Below are 22,945 nucleotides of genomic sequence, written 5' to 3' on the forward strand. Positions count from 1 at the left end.
AAATCTTTCATCCGAGAACTGATTTTTGTCGAATGTCACAATCTTTACTTAAAACTTTCAACCGTTTGTTTTTTAACCAATGTTATATGCCATTTTAGTTTAATTTTTCTAGTTGATTGGCCTTATTCCAAAAATTAGTAAATATCCTATCATCCAGAATTCTCCAATGGTTGCGGGTAGCATAAGAAATCTATTGAAGCTAAAATCAATTCCTGCGTAGCGTATAACAGTGCTAATCAGGTAGCCTATACCTCCTAAAATAAGAACTCTTCCTAACCAGATAGGCAACCTTTTTGACTTAATAACAATGTATCCCATTGGAAATAACCAAAGCCCAAAAAATAGACCACCAATTCCCCAAGCATTTGAAATCATATGTTGAAGTATCTGAATTAGTAGAACTTTGTCTTCCGTAATACTCATATCGGAATTTGCAATACCTATTGCTGAGGCTATTGAAATTGCACTTATCATTATGGCTATGGCATTCACCATGCCCCATATACCTAGCGTCCAAGCTTCCCATTCATAATTGTCCTTAAATAATTTGAAAAACCAAACAGCGGTGAGTGCCTGTGATAGTACGATAGCAAACTCTAACAGTAACCTAATTCTTGCAGTCGATTCCAATGCTACCAAATTCGATAGCGTTTGTTCAGGATTACCGGATACGAATATTTGAGAATGAAAGACCATAAATCCTAGAATTCCTGTAATAGCCATCATTAAATACCATATACCGGTTGTTCTCGCTATCTTAATCATACGTGTTTGTTCATTATTTACAATCATTTTTGCTTTCATTTAGGTTTTGAGTATTCGATTAATTCCTCTACGTAGTGAAATTCACCTTGGTCTTGGGTTAGTTTTATGAAATTTTTCACGGCAGGAGCATACAACCAAACTTCTGTTTCATTTGCATTGTAACCCCTGGAATTGGTAGTCTTGCCAGAATATTTAATGGTGTATGCCATAAAAGTTCCAGCTTCCACTGTTTCTTCTTTGAATGATAGTACTTCGGCAGTTTGACTTTGATTTCCGGTAGTTCCATCCTGACTAGTCCAATTATTCTCATATTTCCACTTTTTGCCAATTTCAAGAGGCCAGTCGTACTTTGGTGTTTCACTGTCATCTGGTTTAGCAATTTCTGCAATTGGAATGGTATCTTTACCGATAGTCATTCCTAAAACTCCATCATAACTTACGACTACCCTTGTATCTGTTCCTTCTGAGCGTACTTCTCCTTCAGTAGTCACACCCTTGTATTTCCAGATCCATTTTTCACCTGCCGTATAATCAGCCGGTGTTGGTTGTTCGGTTTTTGTATTGTATTGGTCATTGCAGGCACAAAGAATCATTAATGCCAATGGTATTACAAATAGACTTTTCATTTTCTTTACTTTTTAAAACTCCTTATTAATTAAAACCAGCTAAAACCAATTCCCAAACTAAATTGCACAACCTCTCTGTCAATGTCATTGTTTAGCTTTACACCACCAACAAGCAGTTTGGATTGCACATTTAATGCAAATTTGTTTTTTCTGTAGACTTCATAACCCGTACTAACCATTGCCGCTATACCTGTATTCCAATCGTCATTAACATTTTCCTTGATATCGTAGAGAGCAGGAGAATCTATGGCTAAACCAGCGCCGCCATGTACCCACCATCTATCCTTTATCCAATACTGAACAGAAGGTATTATACCACCAAAGTCCCTATCATTTTCATCAAGCGTGTAAATCATTCCAGGTAAAGAAATGGTAATCGCCAAACTATTATTCAACATGTAACCAAACTTTAATTCCGGAAAAGTACCACCACCTTGACTATCATCAAAGTTTCGGAGTCCACCACTATCTTCAATACTAATAACACCACCTCCAAGGCCAAATTCGAACATAAAGCCATCTCTGGTAAAATTGTTATGAGAAGCTGAATTCTTCTGAGCATAAGAAATTGTAGTAATTAAGGTAAGGGCAGTAATGGCCATTCTTAACATAATTTGTTTTTTGATTGTTTTCATGCATAAATTTTTAAAGGTTTTTATATGATTTCTTTGATATTACAAAGGTCGATGAGGCTGTGATGCAAGGTTTACTAGTTATGCGGAAGAACATATCAAGTTTCAGGAGGGTATAAAAACTATGGCGCAACGGTATAAAATATGACGCAATATGGTGTTTGGCCTGTGATGATAGGCGATTCAAGGAAATACCTTGGTTCCCTACATTTTTTCTAATTTAGGGGCAGTAAAAACAAGTATTGTATCCAATCTGTGAACAGGTCAACCTTTTTAGAAGAAGCAAGGGACATAATTCTCAAAAACCTATCTAATGAACAATTTGGGGTATCCGAACTGGCGGATGCCATGCACATGAGCAGGTCCAATTTGCTTCGGAAAATAAAAAAGGAAACCCAATTATCTGCAAGTCAATTTATACGTAAAATTAGATTGGAAGAGGCCATGAACTTGTTAAACGAATCCGATTCAACGGTATCCGAGGTTTCGTATCAAGTAGGTTTTGGAAGTACCTCATACTTTATAAAATGCTTTAGGGAACAATATGGTTTTTCTCCAGGGGAAATACATAAAGAGACAGAGTTGTCCTTGCCCCCACAACAAGATACCGGTCGGCAACGGCGTTATTTTTGGCCGGTTGTTGCCATTGTTGGAGTTTTGCTAATCATGGCCGCTTATTTTTTTATTTCCAAAAAAGAGCAAAATCAATCGGTGATATTGGAGAAATCCATTGCTGTGCTTCCCTTTAATAATGAGAGTAGTGATTCTACTAACCTTTATTTTGTAAACGGGCTTATGGAATCGGCGCTGAACAATCTTCAAAAAATTGAGGATTTGAGGGTTATCAGTAGAACTTCCGTCGAAAAATATAGAAGAACCCAAAAAAATGTGCAGGAGATTGCACAGGAACTCCATGTGAACTATTTGGTAGAGGGTAGTGGTCAACGAGTTGGAAATACCGTTTTGCTAAATGTACAATTGATAGATGCAACAACGGACACGCCTATATGGTCCGAACAGTACAGTCGTGAAGTTGAGGACATTTTTGAATTGCAAAACGATGTGGCCAAGAAAATCGCAGATGCCATTGAAGCTATCGTGACACCGGCCGAATTGGAGCAGATTGAAAAAATACCAACTGACAATCTATTGGCCTATGATTACTATCTACAAGCATTGGATCCTTATTATTCGCGCACTAATGAAGGGTTGGAAGAGGCCATTGCATTATTTGAAAAAGCCATAGAGCAGGATCCGGAGTTTGCCCTGGCCTATGCCAACATCGCTATTTCATACTATCTGCTCGAAATGTCGCAACTTGAGAAACAGTACACCGAAAAGATAAACAGCTTTGCGGATAAGGCCTTGCTATATGATTCAAAATCTGCCGAAAGTTTGGTCGCCAAGGCCTTCTACTATATACAAACAAAGGAGTACCATTTGGCCTTGCCACATCTTGATAAGGCATTGGAGTATAATCCTAATTCATCGCTGGCGGTACAAATGCTGGCGGAATTTTACTCACATATGCTTCCCAATACCAATAAATACCTGGAATATGCCTTAAAAGGGGTTCAGCTTACCGTTGCGAGTGATTCCATTACCCAGAGCTACACGTATTTACAGCTAAGCAATGCCCTTGTATCGTCAGGATTTCCAGATGAAGCCTTGAAATATATCAACAAGTCGCTGGATTATAATGCTGAAAACTACTTTGCTCCGCACTTAAAGGCATTTATTCTATTTGCCAAAGATGGTAATATTAAGCGTACAAGGAATTTACTTTTAAACGAATGGAAGAAGGATACTACCCGTCTGGATATTTTACAGGACATAGGGAAGTTGTACTACATTGAGGAAAATTATGACAGTGCCTATTCCTATTTTAAAAAATTTGTGGAAGCCAGGGAAGCAAATGGACTGGATATTTATCAGCAGGAAAACGTCAAAATCGCACAGGTCTATAAAGAGATGGGGTTGGACAAGGAAGCTGAGAAACTGTTTAATGATTTCTCTGAATACTGCGAAGGGGATCAATCAACTTATAAAAGTGTAAATCTCGTTTGGAAATACGCTTATGAAGGTAAGATCAATGAGGCAGTCGAAGAGCTTAGAATATTTTCCAAAGCAGAGAATTATCTCTATTGGTTTTTATTAATTGAAGATGAACCACTGATTCAACCACTGAAAAATCATTCTGATTTTCAAGTCATTATGCAAAAGATAAAAGATCGATTTTGGGATAACCAGTCAAAACTCAAAAAAACCTTAGAAAGCGAAGGTCTACTTTAGTTAAATCTGAAATCCTATTTTAGGAGATCAATAATGTGCATCTGAATTGTTTTGGATGGTTTATTTTTGATTTTTAACTCAATAATTCCAATGGCCAACAAATCACTTTTTACGCTTCTTTTTTCTACTTTTTTTATAGTTACGTGCATTGCCCAACAAATCGATTTTTCAAAACTCCAGAAACTAAAAATTAGGAACGTGGGGCCTGCAAATATGAGTGGCAGGATAACGGCCATTGATGTGGTAACCGAAAATCCAAATATCATGTATGTGGGGGCCGCCTCCGGTGGGGTATGGAAATCCGAGAATGGCGGTTCTGCATGGAAACCCGTTTTTGATGACCAGCCAACACAGAATATTGGGGCCTTGGCCATACAGCAAAGCAATCCCGATATAGTATGGGTAGGTACGGGTGAAGGAAATCCTAGAAATTCCATGAACTTGGGCATGGGAATTTTCAAAAGCGAGGACGGAGGAAAAGGTTGGAAGCATTTGGGACTGGAAGCTACCAAGACCATCCACAGGATTATCATTGACCCTAACGACCCAAATACTATTTACGCAGGTGCCATGGGAGACCCTTTTACCGCCAACCCAAATAGGGGGCTATACAAAACCGTCGATGGCGGTGCCCATTGGAAAAAAATACTGTATACCAATGAAAAATCGGGCGTTGCGGATATGGTTATGGATCCCAGGAATCCCAAAAAGTTGTTCGTGGCCCTGTATGAGCACGAACGCACCCCGTATTATTTTACATCGGGAGGGGAAGGTTCCGGACTTTTTGTGAGCCAGGACGCAGGAAAAAACTGGAGGAAATTGGGTGCGGATGCAGGCCTGCCTTCTGGCGATTTGGGACGAATCGGGCTGGCGATCGCCCCTTCCAACCCCAATAGGATGTATGCCAAGATAGAGGCGAAAAAAAATGCCATTTACCGCAGCGATGATGGAGGAGTGCATTGGGAAATCATCAATGATACGCCCAAATTCGCCAATAACCGACCTTTTTACTTTCAGGATTTGGCGGTGGATACAGAGGATGCAGATAGAGTCTATAATATTTATCAGCCCTTATCCGTCAGTTATGATGGTGCAGTGACTTTTGATACGATTCCCATGATTCCTGCCGACGAAACCAAGGGAATCCATGCCGATTTTCATGCCTTCTGGGTCAATCCCAAGGATGCAAAGCATTTTATCATTGGGGGCGATGGTGGTTTAGGTATTACGCATGACCATGGCAAAAGCTGGTATTTTCCGGAGACCATTCCCGTGGCACAGTTCTACCATGTAGGTGTGGATAACGACCGCCCCTATAATGTCTATGGTGGCATGCAGGACAATGGCAACTGGTCCGGACCGGCCTATACCTGGAAACGCGGGGGCATCCGTACCCTGTATTGGCAATATTTAGTGGGGGGCGATGGCTTTGACATTTCGCCCGATTTGGACAACTCCCGATTTGGCTACGGTTCCTCACAGAATGGAAATTTGTATCGGTACGATAAATTGACAGGCTATTACGTAAGCATTCAACCGCCCGGCCCCGATCTAAAAACTGAGCTGCGCTTTAATTGGAACGCTGGTTTTGCACGGGACCCGTTCAACCCCAATGCGGCCTACTACGGTTCCCAGTTCGTGCATTTTACTCCGGACAAAGGGTCCACTTGGAAGGTTGTCTCACCGGACCTGTCCACCAATAATCCGGCATACCAAAAAGGAGATTACGGCGGACTCACCCTGGATATTTCCGGGGCGGAACGCTATTCTTCTATTTTAACGATTGCCCCTAGTTCGCTGGACAAGCAATTGATTTGGGCAGGTACCGATGACGGTCAGGTGCAATTGACCACGGACGGTGGAAAGACATGGACCAATCTCACTTCCAATGTAACCGATTTGCCAGAAGAAGGGTGGATTGCACAGATTCAGGCATCGACCTATAACAAAGGAACCGCTTGGATGTTGGTGAACAATTATAGAAAGGGCGATTATGCGCCTTATCTTTTTAGGACCGATGATTTTGGTAAGACATGGCAGCGAATGGTAAACGGTAAAACGGTACGTGGGTATGCCCTCACCGTTATCCAAGATCCCGTTGAACCCAATCTGGTTTTTCTGGGGACGGAGCATGGACTTTGGATCAGTGCCGATGAAGGCCAAACATGGGCACAGTTTAAAAACGGTTTTCCCTCAGTTTCCACCATGGATTTAAAAATTCAGGAAACGGAATCCGCCTTAATTGTAGGAACTTTTGGAAGGGCCATTTGGGTGCTGGACGATTTGTTGTCTTTACGTGAAATTGCCGGGAACAGATTGAAAGAGGGATTGACCGCCCTACCCATGAACGATGCCGTACAGGTCAAAGGACTATTTATAAATCCGCCCGGGAATATTTGGACCGGGTTCCACACCACTTTTGAGGGCGAGAACAAGGTCTTTCAAAAAACCGAAATCCCCTTTTACCTTTCGGAAGTACCCAAGCAGGGTGAAATAATTAAGGCCGATATTTTTGATCATCAAGGCAATAACATCAATTCGGTGGAAACCAAAGATTTCAAAGTTGGATTGAATTACGTGATCTGGAAATTGGACGAAAAGTCAAGTTCCCTACCAGGTTCCTGGACGGACGATTTTTCTAGGGATATCCCCGTGCTGCCGGGAGACTATACCATCGTCTTGAAGTATGGAAATGTATCCGATACTACAAAAGTAAGGGTAATCTCTGATCCACGTTTCGATTTGGACGAGGAAGTAGACCGGCAGTTGTACAACTACAGAAAAGGGGCCGATGAGCAAGTAAAACGGATTTCAGGGAAACTTACATCCATTAATGAAAAGCAGAAAAAGGTGGAAAAGCTACTTAAGCTAGTCTCAGATGCATCGGGGAAATCGAACGCTTCCTTACAACGAAAAATCGACCGAATGAATACGGGTTTAAAAGCCTTAAAAGCAAAAGGGCAGACCCCGCGACCGGAACGCCAGGTGGGGGCTTGGCAATCCTTTGAAACATCGGCCTATTCAAAAATTCGGGAAGTCCTACAGATTGCGGCGGCACAGACCACGGTGCCTACAAAGCAACATTGGGAGACTTTGGAACAGGCTACGAACCTAATTTCCGACTTTTCTGCAAAGGTGGACGATTTTATGAAAACCGAGTGGCAGGACTTTGTATCGGAAATAAAAAAATCCGATTTAAAATGGGAAATGGAGTAGTGGTCTTATCTAGTTAAAACCGCTTCGGCCTCAATTTCCACCATATAGCCTTCGCCTACCAATTTGGCCTCCACCAAGGTATTTGTTGGATTGATGTCTTTAAACCGCTCCCCATGCGCGCGGGCCACAGCTTCCCAATCGGATAACTCGTTTACAAAAATTCGGGTACGGATTACATCGGCCAAGGTACCCCCAAAAGAGGTGATGGCGCCTTCAATTTTATCGATGATGAAATGGGTTTGAGCGGCTGGGTCGTTTCCGCCTATTCTCAGGCTGCCATGGGTGGCGGTCGTCCCCGATACATGGATCCTGTTATCCACTTTTACGGCCCTGCAGTATCCCGCATATTCCTCCCATTCCGTGCCGCTAAAAATCTGTTCGCGATTGTGTCCGGTTTTAACTGGGGTAAATGCCTTTGGAATGGTTTCCAAGTGGTCGCTGAGGTCGCCGGATGCCGTTAAAAATGGTGGTTTTCTGTATTCGTCCCCACAGTCGCCAGGAATCATTTTTAACCTCTTCAAAGCATTTTTGATGGTTTCCATATCGGAGCTGTCCAAGGTGATTTCCAACATGTTTCGGTTGTCGTGTATGTGTTCGCTTTCGCCTAAACGTGCGCCAACGATTACGGCGGCCACGGCCGGATTCTCAAGGATGTACCTAGTAGCGATATTGGCAATGGAGGCCTTGTGTTTGTCCGCCACCGTGCGTACGGTTTTTAGCACGTGCTGATAGGCTTCCCATCCTCCGGCGGCGTCTATGAAGCGCTTGTATTTCATTTGTGACCAGGTCTTTAGCTCTTCGTTTTTAGGTTCTGGTTTTCCTAACCATTTATCCGACAGAAATCCGCCAGCCAATGTGCCAAAGGCCAATAATTTTACATTGTATTGCTTACAGACCGCGGCCATGTTTCCTAGGGCACGTTGGTCTATCAAGGAATGACATACCTGATTGCTCACAATGGGAATGCCGCTGGCAAGCGCAATGCGCAAATGGGCCGCATCAAAATTGGTAACGCCTAAATGTTTTATGAGCCCTTCGTCCTTTAGTTCCTTCAAATAGATCAACCCGTCCAACCAACTGGGATTTGGATAGTACCATGCATGAAATTGCATGAGGTCAATGGAAGTCTGCTGCATCCTTTCCAGGGCCGTATTGACCGCTTCACGGACAGCCGCTCGGGTAATCTTCCCCGGTTTGGGTACCCATTTGGTAAAAAGTTGAACAGCGTTTTTATCTGTAAGGTTGTTTTTAAAAGTACCTGCAATGATTTCGCTGGAGCCGTAATGGTCGGCCATATCAAAGGAAGTCAGTCCGGCATCCAGATATGGTTGCATGTATTTAGCCGTTTCCACGGGATCCAAGGTAGTTCCGTGCCGTTCCATATCGGCAATTTGCCAAAGTCCGGTCACTACACGTGAAATTTCCAGACCATCCGCTAACGCTATCGTTTTTTGCATGTTTTATTCTTCGGGAAGTTGTAAAAATCGTTCTTTCAAAAGGGGTTCATTTTTTTTCAGTCGGACCCAATTATAGACAAAGATAGCACTTGCCACGCCCATGACGATGCCCCAAATGGGGGTGGAGTGAAAATACCAAGCTTTGGTCTCCGCCATCATATCCTTATAGGTATGGATGATCAAAAAGGCCGATAACGATCCAATACCCATCCAGCCTATGAGAAGCTGCATCGTTCTATTTTTCAGGACACCAATTCGCTTTGCGATTTCAGGATTTAGTTTTCCGATGGAAACCAAAGTAATGCACATCAATAAAAAATTCACCATCATGGAAGTGACCATGATATCGATGCCCAAAAAGAAATCGCCCGCAAAATGGGAGCCCAAAACCCCGATGCTGGCCATGCCTCCTGCCGCCCAAAGGGCAACGTGCGGGGTTTGCTTTTTAGGGTGTATTTTGGAAACGGCCTTGGGAAAAATACCGTCCTTCGCCCATGCGAACATCAATCTGGAGACGGACAAAAGCATTGCCGGCAGGTCATTGATCAAGGCAATAGCCGCTCCGGCCAAAATGGCGATTCCCAGACCAGAGGGCAATACATAACTTAAAAGGCCCGGCGCGGAAATGTCCTTACCCATGGCTTCCTGGGCCACATAGCTCCAAGGAACGATATGGTATACCGATGCGGCGAACAAAAAGTAAAACAACCCCACACCAAAAATGGCTAGAAGAATGGCCGTGGGAAGGGATTTTGTCGGGTTTTTGGCCTCCCCACCTGCCTGGGCGATGGAGTCGAAACCGATAAAACTGGAGAATAATAGGGCTGCGGCCGATAGGAATATGCGCCAGTCAAAATCGGTATGCTCGGTCGGTTCAAAAGTTGTTCCCGTGTTGTTTTCAAGCGCTAGCAGGAAATCCGATGCATCATAAATCAAACCTGCAACGATGACAATTCCTCCCAAACCGAACATGAGGAACATCATAGGCAGGACAATGCGCTCGTAACTCTTAATGCCTTGGATGTTGATAGCTACAAAGGCCCAAATGAGACTCAAGGCGATGGTCACCCTGATCCATCCAATTTCCAAACTTTGGGAGGTTCCTTCCCAACCCAAGGCCAAGGTGACATCCCTGATGAAGGGAACGGTGACATAGGCAATGACCCCAATGACAATCGAAAGCCCGAACCATTGCGAAAAACTGGCAATAAAACCTAGGTAAGGGTTGAGACCCCTGCTGGCGTAAATGTAGCTGCCACCGGCCCGTGGCATGGCCGAACCCAAAATTCCATATGCCAAAGCGGCAAACAATGCGGGTATGGCAGCAAAGGCAAAGGCTGGTAAAACGTAGGGCCCAATACCGGGAACATTTCGTTGGATCATAAAGGGCACCACGTTGATGGAAGCACCTAACATGGAACATACACCCGTGGCCGTAAGGGCCAATAGTCCCATTTGGCGGGCCAGTTTCTTTGGTTTGGCATTGAACATTACGATAGGAAATTTACAGTTATCGCTATTCTTGCCCTAAGTAATTTTCTACACCGGTCATTTGCCATCGGCCTAAGGAAATGGGAATACTTCCCACCGAATTCAATTCATCAAAGAAGGCGCGCATTTCAAAAGGTTCATTTTTGGCTTCTTTCATTCGGGCGTATTCGGCCATTGTATTTTCCAAGAGATATTTTCCGGTAATGTAGCTGGTGCCATAGCCAGGTTGCCGCAGGTAGAGATGCTGTTCAAAAAGCAACAATTCCTTTTCAGTCTTCATCCAGCCGCGTGGGGTATATTCAGAATGAATGCCCCCGGCCTCTTCCATGGTCATCATATTGGCATGGGCATACAGGGAACCAAGTCCTCTTGCGGCTCGTTGGGCTATCATAATATAAACGATTTCCCTAGAGCGAGGGGAATCGTCATACAGTCCCGCATCCATGAACATCTCCTCTACGGCCGTGGCCGTACCTTCGTTACGGGAGTCGAAAATATTGTACAAGAGGGGCGTTCGCCTGATTTCACTGGCATGCGGTTCAGTATCCATACGTGCCAGCTCGAACCAATGGTAAAAATGGGAGTATAGGGGCCGTTGGTCATAATGCGCCGTAATCCAGAAAAAGTTGCGGGTTTCCCGGGGTACAAAACCGCCAAGATGTGCATTTAATGCGGGTTCAAAATAATCCTTTACCGTGACCATTTCGTTTTTGTCCAGAAAATCCAGAAGGCTTTTTGCGGCAGCTTTGGCACGACGGTCGTATTCCTCGGGGGAATTGGCATCGGTCAATTTGGGTAGGTTTCTATTGCGATGCTCCTCGAGTTTTAAGGCCGACCAAGCTCGGGAAAGTTCCCGTTTTAAGATCATGACTTCATCTTCCCAGGTCAAAGGCACCAAATGCACGTTTTGTAGGTACCAGGTATAATTTTCCTTCCCAATACCGGATGGCCCGGTTTTGTTGGATGCCTCGGCCTCCAACCAACTTGCTAAATTGTTCGTAGAAGCAATGGCTTCTTCTATGGCCTTTACTATTTTTCGGTCCTTTGATATTCCGGGGAGCTCCTTCATATCTTCCAGGTTTTTGCTCTGGGTTTTAATATCGCGAATTCCGGCAATCCAAAGGTCCTTGGCATTCCCGGTCAGGTTAAGTTTGGCCTGTTCGTTCAAGGGCGGAATGACCGTTAGCTGCGCCAATAATTTGGTGCGTTGTTCCTTATCCAACGGAAAATTATAGGTCCAAAGATCTATGATGGCGTGATGCGTTGGCCCTTCGTGTGCGGGAACATCGCTTCGTGCCGTCCAAATGGTGGCATAAAAGGCGGGGTCGCGCTGCCAGGGTTTCAAGATGCGATGGTTAAAGTCGTAGCCGTTCATCTCTGCGTTTACGATACGCCAATCTACTTGATCGGGTATGGACCAGCCTGTGGTATCCATCTCCTGCAACTTTTTATGTAGGGTTTGGAATGCCGGCCATCTTTTGTCAAAGGTTTCCTGGGTGTAATCCGGTGCGCCATCCCGCAAAGGAGGGTTTTCAAAGGTTCTCCACTCCTTAAAAAAAGCGGTCAAATCCTCGTATGAACTGCCGGAGTCTTGCGCATGTAAAGAGAGAACAAAAAATGTGGTTAGAAGTAGGAAGGAAAACTTCTTGTTGAAAATGACTGGGATTCTCATGATAGTGGGCATTTGATTGGTTTTAAAAGTCAAAATGAATCGCTTCACAAGATAAATGCAATTGAAATAAAATGGAAAGAACAAAGGAGATTTATTTGAGAGGGTTTGAATGGGAAAGTGAATCTGAATAATTAAGAGAATAGAAATATGGCAAAAAATAAAATTAAGTTTAAAGAATACCTCAAAAACGTTACAATTGACAATATTTAACAAATTGTACATAAATGGATTATATAATTTTACCTACTTTTTTATTGGTAAGATATATTAGATAACCAAATTTCAATGGCATGTCCTTAAGTCCTTGTTGTTCACACAGATTTATTGAATTCGAATTAACTTGATGAGAATAAGATTATTGACTTTCGTAATGGCTATTGGATGGAGTTGCAATGCTCTATCCCAACTTCCTATACAAACCTTGGAAAAGAGTATAAAACCACTTTATAAAATGGTGGATACATCATTGCAAAATAATCTAGAATACGAGCTTACCAAAAATAAGGATTGGGCACAACTCATCGATTCAAAAAAAATGGCGGTTGGTATCGTTGACCTAAGTAATCCTGAAGATATACGATTTGCCAGGGTCAATGGTACCCATATGATGTACGCGGCGAGCTTGCCAAAGATTGCCATATTGTTGGCTTCAATGGACGCCATTGAAAAAGGGGAATTGAATGAAACTATCGAAGTTAAAAAAGATATGCGCCTGATGATCAGTAAATCTGATAATGCGGCCTCTACCCGAATGATTGACCGTTTGGGTTATGACAAAATCGAAGAGGTTATGACGGATTCCAAATATGCCTTTTATGACGAGGAGACTGGAGGCGGTCTCTGGGTAGGAAAGCGTTATGGCGGCGGCGGTGATACGCATCGTGAACCGTTAAAGAACTTAAGCCACGCCGCGTCAGTATCACAAGTATGCCGGTTCTACTATCTTTTGGCCCACGGTAAATTGGTCAATGAAAGACGTTCAAAACAGATGCTTGACATTATGGAAAACCCTGAACTGCACCACAAGTTTGTCAATACATTAGATCAGATTGCACCAAATGCCAGACTTTTCCGAAAGTCAGGTTCTTGGAAAACCTACCACTCCGATTCTGTTTTGGTTTGGGGCAAGGACCCTGAAAGGCGTTATATATTAGTTGCCTTGATTGACGACGCCAATGGGGAACAGATTATCCGAGACTTGGTCAAACCTGTGGAGAAAGTATTGAAAAAGCCCGTTCTTTGATAAAGTCGAACAAGTAACCAACATTTACGAATGGTCCAAAAATTTATTTCGGACTTCTTTGATATTCGCAGGGGGGAATTGCGCATTTCTATTTTTATGTTCTGCTACATATTTATCGTTGTAGCGGTACTTTTAGTGCTAAAACCAACGGTAAGTGCACTTTTCCTTTCAGAACTTGGTCCAGAGCAGCTCCCGTTCGGTTATCTATTGGTTGCCATAGGAGCCATTCTGAGTTCGTTGTGGTACTCGCAATTACTTTCAAGATACAGACTAAAAACTATCATTCGATACACACTTGTTTTTTCAAGTTTGGTGTTGATTTCCGCAGGAATTTTTGTGTTTTTGGATATTTTAAAAGGATGGATGCTTTACATCGTCTATACCTGGGTAGCCATCTATGGAGTTTTGGCGGCCTCCCAATTTTGGGTATTGGCAAACTTGGTTTTCAATGTGAGGGACGCCAAAAGGTTGTTTGGATTTATCGGTTCTGGAGCCATCATGGGCGGCCTTTTTGGCGGTTACCTGACTTCGTTATTGGCCCCATGGTTTGGAAATGGTACCATGATGCTCCTAGCGGCCTTTTTACTACTTCTGTTGCTCCCACTACTACAAAGAATCTGGAGCTTTCGCGTCACGAAATTAAATGAATTCAAAAAGAGCAAAACGTATCCGACAATCTCGGAAAAACCTTTTCAGCTGGTGAAAAAGGAACCACATTTAAGAAATCTTGCCATGCTTGTGGGTATAAGCGTTTTGGTCGCCAAACTAGTCGATTACCTGTTCAGCGATTATGCCGCCGATGCCATTTCCGACCCCGATGAACTGTCCTCTTTTTTTGGGTTTTGGTTCTCGACCTTTAATCTGGTCTCTTTAGCGTTACAGTTATTTCTAACACAGCGTATTGTTGGTGTTTGGGGAGTTGGTTTTTCCCTACTATTGTTACCATTGGGGATCTTGCTTGGCAGCATATTTTTCCTTTTTCTGCCAGAGCTTTCAGCGGTTGTTGTCATTAAGGCTATGGACGGTGCTCTAAAACAATCGATAAACAAAAGTGCTTTTGAATTGCTGGCATTACCACTACCCTTTGAAATAAAAAATAGGACCAAATCATTCATTGATGTCGTCATCGATAGTTTGGCCACCGGTATTGCGGGAATTTTATTGGTGTTTTTGATAAAAGGTTTTGAGTGGCAAAGCTATCAGGTCACTTGGTTGGTTATCGCATTGGTGTTACTATGGGCCTATTTCATTTTTAGAGTCCGCAAAACTTATTATGAAACCTTCAGGGCCAACTTGAGGGGACAAACCAACGAAGAATTGGCAGCTCCAGTAGTCAAGCAGGTTTCCGTCTTGAAAGGTATGCGCAAGGTCTTTTCCGAAGGAAATGAAAATCAAATCCTTTTTATGCTGGATAAGCTGATGGAAATTAATGATAAACGTTTCGCCCCCGATGTTCGAAACCTCTTGGACCATCCTTCCAATAAGGTAAAGACATCGGCTATCAAAAATCTTTATTATTTGGATAGCGTATCCATGCCGTGGAACATGAACGAATTACTTTCTATCGGTGATGAGGATTTGAACTTGGCGGCTATGGATTTTTTGCTGTTGCACTCAAGAAACGAACCTGAGGCCATATTTTCATACTATCTTGACCATAAGGATAAAAATATCGCTGGTGCAGCACTTTTTTCTTTGGCTAGGGAGTCTATAAACAACCAAAGGATGCGAAACCGATATCATTTGGAAAGGCGTATTCAAAAAGCTGTGGAAGAATCGGATAAAAATTTGTCTCCTTATTTAATAAAGACCATAGGTATTGCCGGGTTGACAAAATTCCACTCCCTACTCACCCAAATCTTGAATGGCCATAATGTGGATTTACAGATGGAAGCCATCGAAGCAATGGGGTTAAGCATGGAATCATCTTTTGTTCCCAATTTAGTGGAATTGCTTCCAAAAAAAATCTATCGAGGACCAGTAATAGCTTCCCTAAGGAATTATGGACTTGGAGTAATGCCAGTTTTGGTATGGATGGTAAAAGAACAAAAGGTAAGCTTGGAAGCGCGTAGGTTCATACCAAGGGTTATTGAAACGTTTGGCAACCAAGAATCCATACAGTATCTATTTCAATTGTTCAAGGACGTAGATCTTAGCGTTCGATTGGAAAGTATCCGTTCACTGAGTAACCTGCGTTCATCGCATCCTGAAATAAAGTTCAACCGTTTTGAAGTGGCTTCCAAGATTTATGAAGAGTGTAAACTTTTTCACCAGACCCTCAACGCGATGCATACCCAAATTATAATCTCGTACCGAAATCGTAAAAGGCCCCGGCAAGAAGTTCAGCAAAAGGAACGGGATGCCAGAACTTCACTTTTAGAATTGTTGGAACGGCGTCTGGATGCTGGTTTGGAGCGTATTTTTAAGTTATTGGGGCTTAAATATGCCCAAGAGGATATCCTATTGGCCTTTGAAAGATTGACAAGTAATGAAGAAGAGCTTCGATCCACTGCCATTGATTTTTTGGACAATCTGTTGACCGGAAGCCTCAAACAGCAGCTTTTTCCAATCATTGAAGAAGTAATGAGGGATTTTTCTTCCGAAGAGTCTATTCAGCGCATCAAACCAAAAATCCCCTCTGAAAAGGAATGTTTTGAACTGCTTTTGAATATGCCCGATTTAAAGATGAAGTTGGCAGTACTTTATCTTATTGGAAAACAGGGTGATAAAAAATATTTGCCTATTTTGGAGCCTTTGTCAAAACAAAACGATTTAAAAATCAGGACTTTTGCGTTGAATGCCATTTCAGAGATAAATGCAGAAAACTAATCTTTTGCAACGAATGAAGGAACGGGTGGAACATAGCATCCACAGATTAATGATTCAGGTCATAATTTTGTTGCGAAAATCCAAAAAATTAATTTTAAGTTCCCTAAGATTTATTAGAAAGCACCCCATCAAATTTACCCTATACCTTTTTACATCTTGCCTTGGCGCTGTATTTTCATTTTTTCTGTTAACCTATTTTGGCGCATTTGGACATATCCCTACAAAACAAGAACTGAAAGCACTTCAGAATCCGGTAACTTCTACTATTTATGGTAAAGACGAACAGCCGATAGGTATATTTTTTTTTCAAAATAGGTCGAATATTGAGCGAGCCGAGCTAACAAATGAAATCATCAATGCCTTAGTAGCTACTGAGGACGTCCGTTTTTTTTCCCATGGCGGCATCGATTATAAAAGCTACGCCCGGGTTCTAATCAAGTCGGTTTTGCTAGGTCAAGATGCAGGGGGCGGCAGTACCATAACCCAACAGATTGCGAAGAATTTGTTCGGACGTAAAAAACAAAGGTTTTTGACCACTCCGATCAATAAGATGAGAGAGATCATAATTGCAAAACGACTGGAGTCTATTTATACCAAGGATGAATTGGTATTGCTTTATTTCAACACGGTTTCTTTTGGTGAGAATTTATATGGCCTGGAAAAGGCGGCGCATCGGTTTTTCAATAAATCTACAACAGATCTTGATCTTTCGGAGAGTGCCACTTTGGTAGGTCTTTTAAAGGCACCAACGTTCTACAACCCGAGGAATCATCCCAAGAGAGCCGAAAAAAGAAGAAATATCGTTCTTGAGCAAATGATTAAATATGGTTATATCGACGATAGTTTAACCAATTTGGCCAAAAAACCCCTAGCACTTAATTATCAGCCGCCTGTAAAACAATCCTCTTTTGCATCGTACTATAAAGAATTTATACGCCGAGAATTTAATAAATGGGCACTTGAAAATCCAAAAGGTAACGGTGGACAGTACGATGTAGAGTTGGATGGTCTAAAAATATATACCACGCTCAATCCCAATATACAGAGATACCTTGAAAATGCCATGACCCGACAAATGAAACGGTTGCAGGCCGATATGGATAGGGCTTGGACCAGTGCCACAGTTGAAGGGGGTAAAGAGGGTTTGGTAAAACGACTATTGGCCGACCATCCGCAGGTAAAAAAATTAAGGCAGCAGGGGAAGACCGAGGCTGAGTTGGATGAATTTGTAAATTCAATTCAAAATCGAAAGTACTGGGAGCTTGGCTTGGGATGGGTCGACGTGGACCAATCTTTAAAAGATTCCATAATCAAGGCGGTGACCAGATTGCATACGGGTATTTTGGCCTTGAACAGCGGAAGCGGCGAGATTATGGGCTATCTCGGGGGTATTGATTACGGCTTTTCGCAAAAAGACCATATTCAAGAACCGAAACAAGTGGGGTCGGTTTTTAAGCCCATTACTTATCTCGCTGCCCTGAACTCCCACGAAAATGCCTGTACGTTCTACGACAACATTTTAAGAAAATACTCCAAGTTTGAAGATTGGACACCAAGGAACGCAGACCACAGGTATGGGGGCAGTTATAGCATGCATGGCGCATTGGCAAATTCAATCAATACCGTTTCGGTCGAACTTCAGTTGAAAACGGGTAACCAAAATGTCATTGCGCTGGCCAAAAAAATGGGAATCGATACTGAAATACCAGATGTACCATCTATTGTTTTGGGTACGGCCGAAATTTCACTTTTTGAAATGGTTAAAGCCTATGCCTCCATATCAAATGGGGGGCGTTCGGTTACGCCCTATATCATTGAACGAATAGAACAGGAAGATGGTACGGTCCTTTTTACCGCAGATAAAAAAAATATTGGGAATCGGGTTTCCGCAATGGAAAATGTAAAAACGCTACAAAAAATGATGCTCGAGGTTACCCAAGAGGGCACGGGGAAAGGTTTTCAGGCATACGGGGTACCCTTTAACATAATCGGGAAAACAGGAACCACCCAGAACAACTCCGATGGTTGGTTCATTGGATGCTCACCGGAACTTGTAATCGGTTCTTGGGTGGGTACCTTGGACAAAAGGGTACAAATGGGCTATGGTTCCGGAGCAAGAACGGCCATGCCCATGGTCGCTTCCGCGTTTAGGAGTCTTAGTAGTTGGAAAAGACCCATACTAACGAATTTTGAGTTTGATCAGGAACATTTTGGTTGCCCCTCGTACTCTGAGCTGGATGCAGCTTCTGCCATGGCACATTATTCTACGGATTCTGTTTATTTAAAAGAACTTTTTATAAAAGATTCGATTATTCAAGATTCAATCAATCGGAAGGTTTTCTTCGACAGTATCGGTGGTCCGATAATTCAGCCGGACAGTCTAAAGCTGGTAACAATTGGCTCGGAACAGTTATAAATGTACCAATAGCTGAACGAACTACCCTTTACGTATCGCCCTATCTATTAAATTGGCCAAATACATATGATCTGAAGCCGAATTCTTCCTTAGCACATTGCTCATCAAGGCGACTATATATTTACAATTATCGGGATGTTCGACGATGATTATTGAGTTCATATAATTCATTACATTTCCCATGTATTTACCACATTCCTCTCCTTTGCTTCGATCACATTTGTACAGGCTGCCCGACTTAAAATATACCGCAGCTTCTTTTAAAGACGGTGATTGTGCATATCGAATACGCCTATCGGTCATATACATCAACCGCTTCATTTCAAGACTTGATGCCTCATCAATCACTTTGCCCTGTTCCAACTGGACCAAAAATTTCATCAATCCTAATGGGGTGCCAATACTGCCCCCTTTGTCACCAACATAAGTATTGGCCCCTCCGGTAAAAAAACTGCCCAGACGCCATTCTTCATGGGTGATACCCAATTGCCGTAAAGGAAGGTTGACAATATCATTTGCCATATCGGTCAATAGCTTTTTTGGAGTTTCCTTAAAATAGGCATCTGCCTCTTCTTGGGTCAATTCCGGATATTTTTCGCAAAAGACAGACATTAACAAAGCCTCACGCCAAACAATACTGGCCGCACCGTTATTACTGACCGAAAGCATGTGATCTGCCCATTCAAAGAGCGTAAAAACATCACTTGCGATGACCTGCCTTTTGACCAAGGTATTTTTTTCTATATTGAAAATAGGAACAGTGTGTTCGTCTGTAAGGCCCCAAACCCCTGCCTTTACGGACTTATTTTTTAGCAGCTCGATCCTCTGTTCAAAGGAGTCAGGATATATCTTGGCCAATTGAGTGAACAGAGCGTTCAAAACTGCCAACTTACCAACGCTTCCCGGTTGGTAGCCCAAGGTTTCATTTCGCTGTGCATAGCGTGTGCTGTCAGGATTCGAAATATCAAGCACTGCAATGGAATAGCTTCTGTCAAGTCCTCGAAATAATCCACCTATTTCCCTTTGGAGACCATCATCAACTTGAAAAAAAGACCCCAGACTATCTTCTTTTCTTGACGCTAAATTCAACGAAATCTCTTCCCAAGATTTTAAAGCTCCCAACGGGATGGTTGAGGCATCCTTGAGTTCGCCACTTTGGATGAGTTCCAACCGCTTCAATCGCTTTATGCCGGTTCGTTCATAGCCGTCAATGGGATAGGGCGATACAGTAAAGGCCATCACCAGAAAACAAATCGACACCAATGCAACTATTTTTTCCATAGCTATAGATTTTTTGATAAGGAAATCATTTTGTTTAATTCCACTTTTGGGGTAATCGATTCCAAATAATCAGAGCTCAGGGCCTTTTTATTTTCTACAAAGGGACGGATTTGAAACAACCACAATTTATCATCCTTAAAACCAAGTTCAACATCATAGGCCCCATGATAATCGGATTTTGTTTCCTTTGGAATACGTTCTTGAATCGTTTTGGCCATACTACGAATATCTTTAAGATTCTTTGGGTTGAGTACGGGCGTTTCAAAAGTGGCGCTTTTTTTTAGGGTTCCCCCAGTTTTGGGTAGGCTGTTATAATAGGATTCACGGGCAGGTGCCAGCAACATATTCTGGCCATTTTTCTTCAATAAGTATTGTTCGGCAGCCTGCCCATCCACCGCACCACCTGCACCACGGCTAAAGGCAATGGTCAAATCATTTTCGTTGCCCGAAACGATTCCCTTGGTAATCAAAACTCCAGAATAATCTACATCGACACTGGGAATCACCAAAATGGAAGGGAAGACATTTTCTGGGTTCAACAAATACTTTTGTCTCCATTTGAAACTACGCTCTGTATAAGGGGAAGCCCAGACGGCACGAACTCCATCCAATATCTTCTCCTCTTCAAACACATTGAAAAGGGTAAGATTGAGTCCTGCTCCGGTAAAATCCTTTAAATCTTCCATATTGGTATCGCTCCTAAGGAAGACCGGGACTTTACCTATTTCTGAACCCAAGACATTTTTAAACCCTGCCTTTAACGCTTCCACGAATTTAGCATTCAGCGGCATTATTTTAATGGCTTCGCGAAGTACTTCCAACTGCTGTAACTGGTAGTTTTCAACCTCTTTTTCTTCTACGGAATTTGAACGCATTCGGTCAGCTTCGGTAAACACCCCGTTTAGAAAAGTCCAATAGCTTACAGTTTGCCCCGGCATGGTCTGGTCCATATGTTCCCTAAAAATCCCAAAGGGAATGACCAACCCTTCAACCACATAATCTGGAAACATTTTTTTCAACTGCCCTAGATTTGCCGCTTTTGGGCCACATAGATTTCCAGAATCTTCGGCATCAACAGTGCGCATATCCAAGACCTCTTTTTCATCCAAACGAATTTGTCCGACAGGCACTTCGATCCGTTCATCCTTCCGCTCTTTTTTTGTAAATAAGCTTTTTTCTGTCTCACTCATTTGCGCTTCGGGTTTTAATATCACATTTCCTTTGTTAGAAACTGCGAAGAACACCCGTTGCCCGTCATACTTTTTCAATTGTTGTAGGTTTTCATCGGATAGGGCCGCATTCGGAATTGCCAAATTGCGGGCCAATAATTGCACATGTGAAACCATATTTCCTTCGGCTACCGTTGCAATTCCTGCCACAGGCTTCAAGTCGGAAGGGGGACTTTGAAACACATAGATTTTATCCGAAGATACTTCGATATCATCTGAACTGCCTCCGATTACGACCAATTCTCCAAAAGCATAGCCAGGATTTAACCCCCGAACGGTACTTTGGTTGGAAACGTCCATAACCTGATTGGTCAATGAGGATTCCGAAGCAATAAAACTACCAAGCTCACCCACGGCATTACCTAAGTGTAGGGCTACGGAACCCCTGATTTTATCATCGATAAAACCGGACGCCATGGGCTCAAATCCTACGTAGGTTTCGACAACATCGTCATAATTGGCCTTTACCATGCTGGCACTCCACTCCACTCCACTTCGCGCTTGTTGCAGGGTTTCGGTCAATTCGGCCAATGAAAGGGATTCCGATTCGTAGTTTGAAAGATAACCCTGCAGCTGATTCCATTCCCATATTTCCAAAAATCCCGCACCAGCGGAAGCCATACATAAGTGACATATTTTTTCCAAGAGGGAATGTAAGCTATCGGTTTCCCAATTCAATGCATTTTTAAAGACCAAACCTTCCAGTTTTAGTGAAACATCCAAAAGTTTCAAGCGAACTTGTGAATCTGTCTCCAATAAAATTCCCTCTCTAAGTTTTAACAATAAATCGGATGCCTCACGAATCAATTCGGTCGGATTATTGGCCAGATTACCATTGTTCGCGAATTGGTTGAGGAAAGTTTTCAGTTCTGAATTCTGAAGGTTACCAATATTTTTGGTAAGAGAGCCCAAATCAATAGGCCTGTGAAACTCACGCATGGTAGAAAGCAATTCCCTAAATTGAGCGTTCAAGGTACTTGTCAATTTATCTTGATGTTTAATTATGAACTGCTCCACTTTTTGAATATCGGAAGGTTCAGGGCGTCCATGAATTTTGATGCGAAGTTCCATAAAGGGGACATATTCATCTGACAACACCTTTGATTCACTTCGCATTTTTTGAGCGATATTACTATCGCCATTGTGAGGCACATCCTTTAATGACTGTCGAATCAAAAAGAATTTTTTCTCTAGACTTTCATCATCTTTTAATAAATCTTTATAGAAATCAATTCCCCAAGTCTCTTCGTCTTCTGATTGAACGGCACCCCTGTAATACTGTCCTTTTTGCAAAATCCAGCCATCATCGACACCTTTAAGATACTGCTCCAATTGATATTGTTTTAATCGGGCATGGTCATTTTCAGCATCCCAAAAATCCTTTGGGTCTGTGTAGGCAAGAATTTGACCTAAATAAATATGGTTTGACTTGCCCAACTCCAAAACATCATCACGATATCTGGCATGTTGCCAGCCTGGGCCTATTTCATCAGGGCAGGGATCCTTCGGCTGGCGAATGCTCCCATCGGTACAGAACCAACGGATATCTTTATAGGGACCACGAATGTCTTGCTTTAGTTTTGAAATTAGCTCTGAAATTTCCTTATTGTCCTTTATTTGAGCTAGGATAGAACCTTGCCAAAAAAAGCACGTAAAAAAAAATAAAACATATTTTTTCAAGTCTCTACAATTTTTTTGGGTGGTTATAGGATAATACTCCCTTAATGACAGACTTACCTTTATTACACATTCCCCAATTTAATATAGCTCTAAATTCAACAATTTTTGGTTAAAAG

Annotated in this window: 13 protein-coding genes; 5 read left to right on the forward strand and 8 right to left on the reverse strand. The window is 42.5% G+C overall.

Going from position 1 to position 22,945, the window contains the following annotated elements; all coding sequences use genetic code 11:
- Positions 1 to 108 precede the first annotated feature (108 nt).
- From FEK29_RS04365 to FEK29_RS04375, 3 genes are read right to left on the reverse strand one after another with little or no spacing between them, the layout of a single operon-like run.
- Positions 109 to 804, reverse strand: coding sequence for a DUF4386 domain-containing protein (locus tag FEK29_RS04365; protein WP_240042658.1), 696 nt, complete (start codon positions 802 to 804; stop codon positions 109 to 111).
- A complete protein-coding gene (locus FEK29_RS04370) occupies positions 801 to 1,391 on the reverse strand; it encodes a hypothetical protein (protein WP_138257152.1) in 591 nt (196 codons plus the stop codon). Before FEK29_RS04370 ends, FEK29_RS04365 begins: the two co-directional genes overlap by 4 nt.
- 29 nt (positions 1,392 to 1,420) lie before the next feature.
- Positions 1,421 to 2,026 (reverse strand): hypothetical protein, encoded by a 606-nt coding sequence (locus tag FEK29_RS04375; protein ID WP_138257153.1) that lies wholly within the window; start codon positions 2,024 to 2,026, stop codon positions 1,421 to 1,423.
- Between the two features lie 252 nt (positions 2,027 to 2,278).
- On the opposite strand from FEK29_RS04375, the gene FEK29_RS04380 reads away from it, so the two are divergent.
- On the forward strand, positions 2,279 to 4,315 hold the full coding sequence (locus tag FEK29_RS04380; protein WP_240042659.1) for a helix-turn-helix domain-containing protein: 2,037 nt from the start codon (positions 2,279 to 2,281) through the stop codon (positions 4,313 to 4,315).
- Between the two features lie 90 nt (positions 4,316 to 4,405).
- The gene (locus FEK29_RS04385; RefSeq protein ID WP_138257154.1) at positions 4,406 to 7,531 is read left to right on the forward strand and encodes a WD40/YVTN/BNR-like repeat-containing protein; all 3,126 of its coding nucleotides are present in this window, start codon (positions 4,406 to 4,408) and stop codon (positions 7,529 to 7,531) included.
- Between the two features lie 5 nt (positions 7,532 to 7,536).
- On the opposite strand, the gene FEK29_RS04390 is transcribed toward FEK29_RS04385, so the two are convergent.
- The 3 genes from FEK29_RS04390 to FEK29_RS04400 are packed head-to-tail and all read right to left on the reverse strand — an operon-like array spanning position 7,537 to position 12,151.
- Positions 7,537 to 8,988, reverse strand: a complete 1,452-nt coding sequence (locus FEK29_RS04390; protein WP_138257155.1) for an aldo/keto reductase — start codon at positions 8,986 to 8,988, stop codon at positions 7,537 to 7,539.
- Between the two features lie 3 nt (positions 8,989 to 8,991).
- Positions 8,992 to 10,479 carry an APC family permease gene (locus FEK29_RS04395; RefSeq protein WP_138257156.1) on the reverse strand — a complete coding sequence of 496 codons (1,488 nt, stop codon included), beginning with the start codon at positions 10,477 to 10,479 and terminating at the stop codon, positions 8,992 to 8,994.
- Between the two features lie 25 nt (positions 10,480 to 10,504).
- Positions 10,505 to 12,151: a hypothetical protein gene (locus tag FEK29_RS04400; protein WP_138257157.1), complete on the reverse strand. Its 1,647-nt coding sequence runs from the start codon at positions 12,149 to 12,151 to the stop codon at positions 10,505 to 10,507.
- 343 nt (positions 12,152 to 12,494) lie between these two features.
- Here FEK29_RS04400 and FEK29_RS04405 point away from each other — a divergent pair, with 343 nt between their 5' ends.
- The 3 genes from FEK29_RS04405 to FEK29_RS04415 are packed head-to-tail and all read left to right on the forward strand — an operon-like array spanning position 12,495 to position 18,639.
- Positions 12,495 to 13,394 (forward strand): serine hydrolase, encoded by a 900-nt coding sequence (locus FEK29_RS04405; RefSeq protein ID WP_138257158.1) that lies wholly within the window; start codon positions 12,495 to 12,497, stop codon positions 13,392 to 13,394.
- 30 nt (positions 13,395 to 13,424) lie between these two features.
- A complete protein-coding gene (locus FEK29_RS04410) occupies positions 13,425 to 16,223 on the forward strand; it encodes an Npt1/Npt2 family nucleotide transporter (RefSeq protein ID WP_138257159.1) in 2,799 nt (932 codons plus the stop codon).
- Positions 16,210 to 18,639 carry a transglycosylase domain-containing protein gene (locus tag FEK29_RS04415; protein ID WP_240042660.1) on the forward strand — a complete coding sequence of 810 codons (2,430 nt, stop codon included), beginning with the start codon at positions 16,210 to 16,212 and terminating at the stop codon, positions 18,637 to 18,639. The genes FEK29_RS04410 and FEK29_RS04415 overlap by 14 nt, the downstream gene beginning before the upstream one ends.
- Positions 18,640 to 18,660: 21 nt before the next feature.
- Here the strand turns inward: FEK29_RS04415 and FEK29_RS04420 are convergent, their stop codons facing one another.
- Complete coding sequence (locus FEK29_RS04420; RefSeq protein WP_138257160.1) at positions 18,661 to 19,920, reverse strand: serine hydrolase; 1,260 nt, start codon at positions 19,918 to 19,920, stop codon at positions 18,661 to 18,663.
- A gap of 2 nt (positions 19,921 to 19,922) precedes the next feature.
- A complete protein-coding gene (locus FEK29_RS04425) occupies positions 19,923 to 22,829 on the reverse strand; it encodes a PEP/pyruvate-binding domain-containing protein (protein WP_138257161.1) in 2,907 nt (968 codons plus the stop codon).
- Positions 22,830 to 22,945: the final 116 nt, after the last annotated feature.

Source organism: Maribacter aurantiacus, assembly GCF_005780245.1.
Taxonomy (GTDB): domain Bacteria; phylum Bacteroidota; class Bacteroidia; order Flavobacteriales; family Flavobacteriaceae; genus Maribacter; species Maribacter flavus.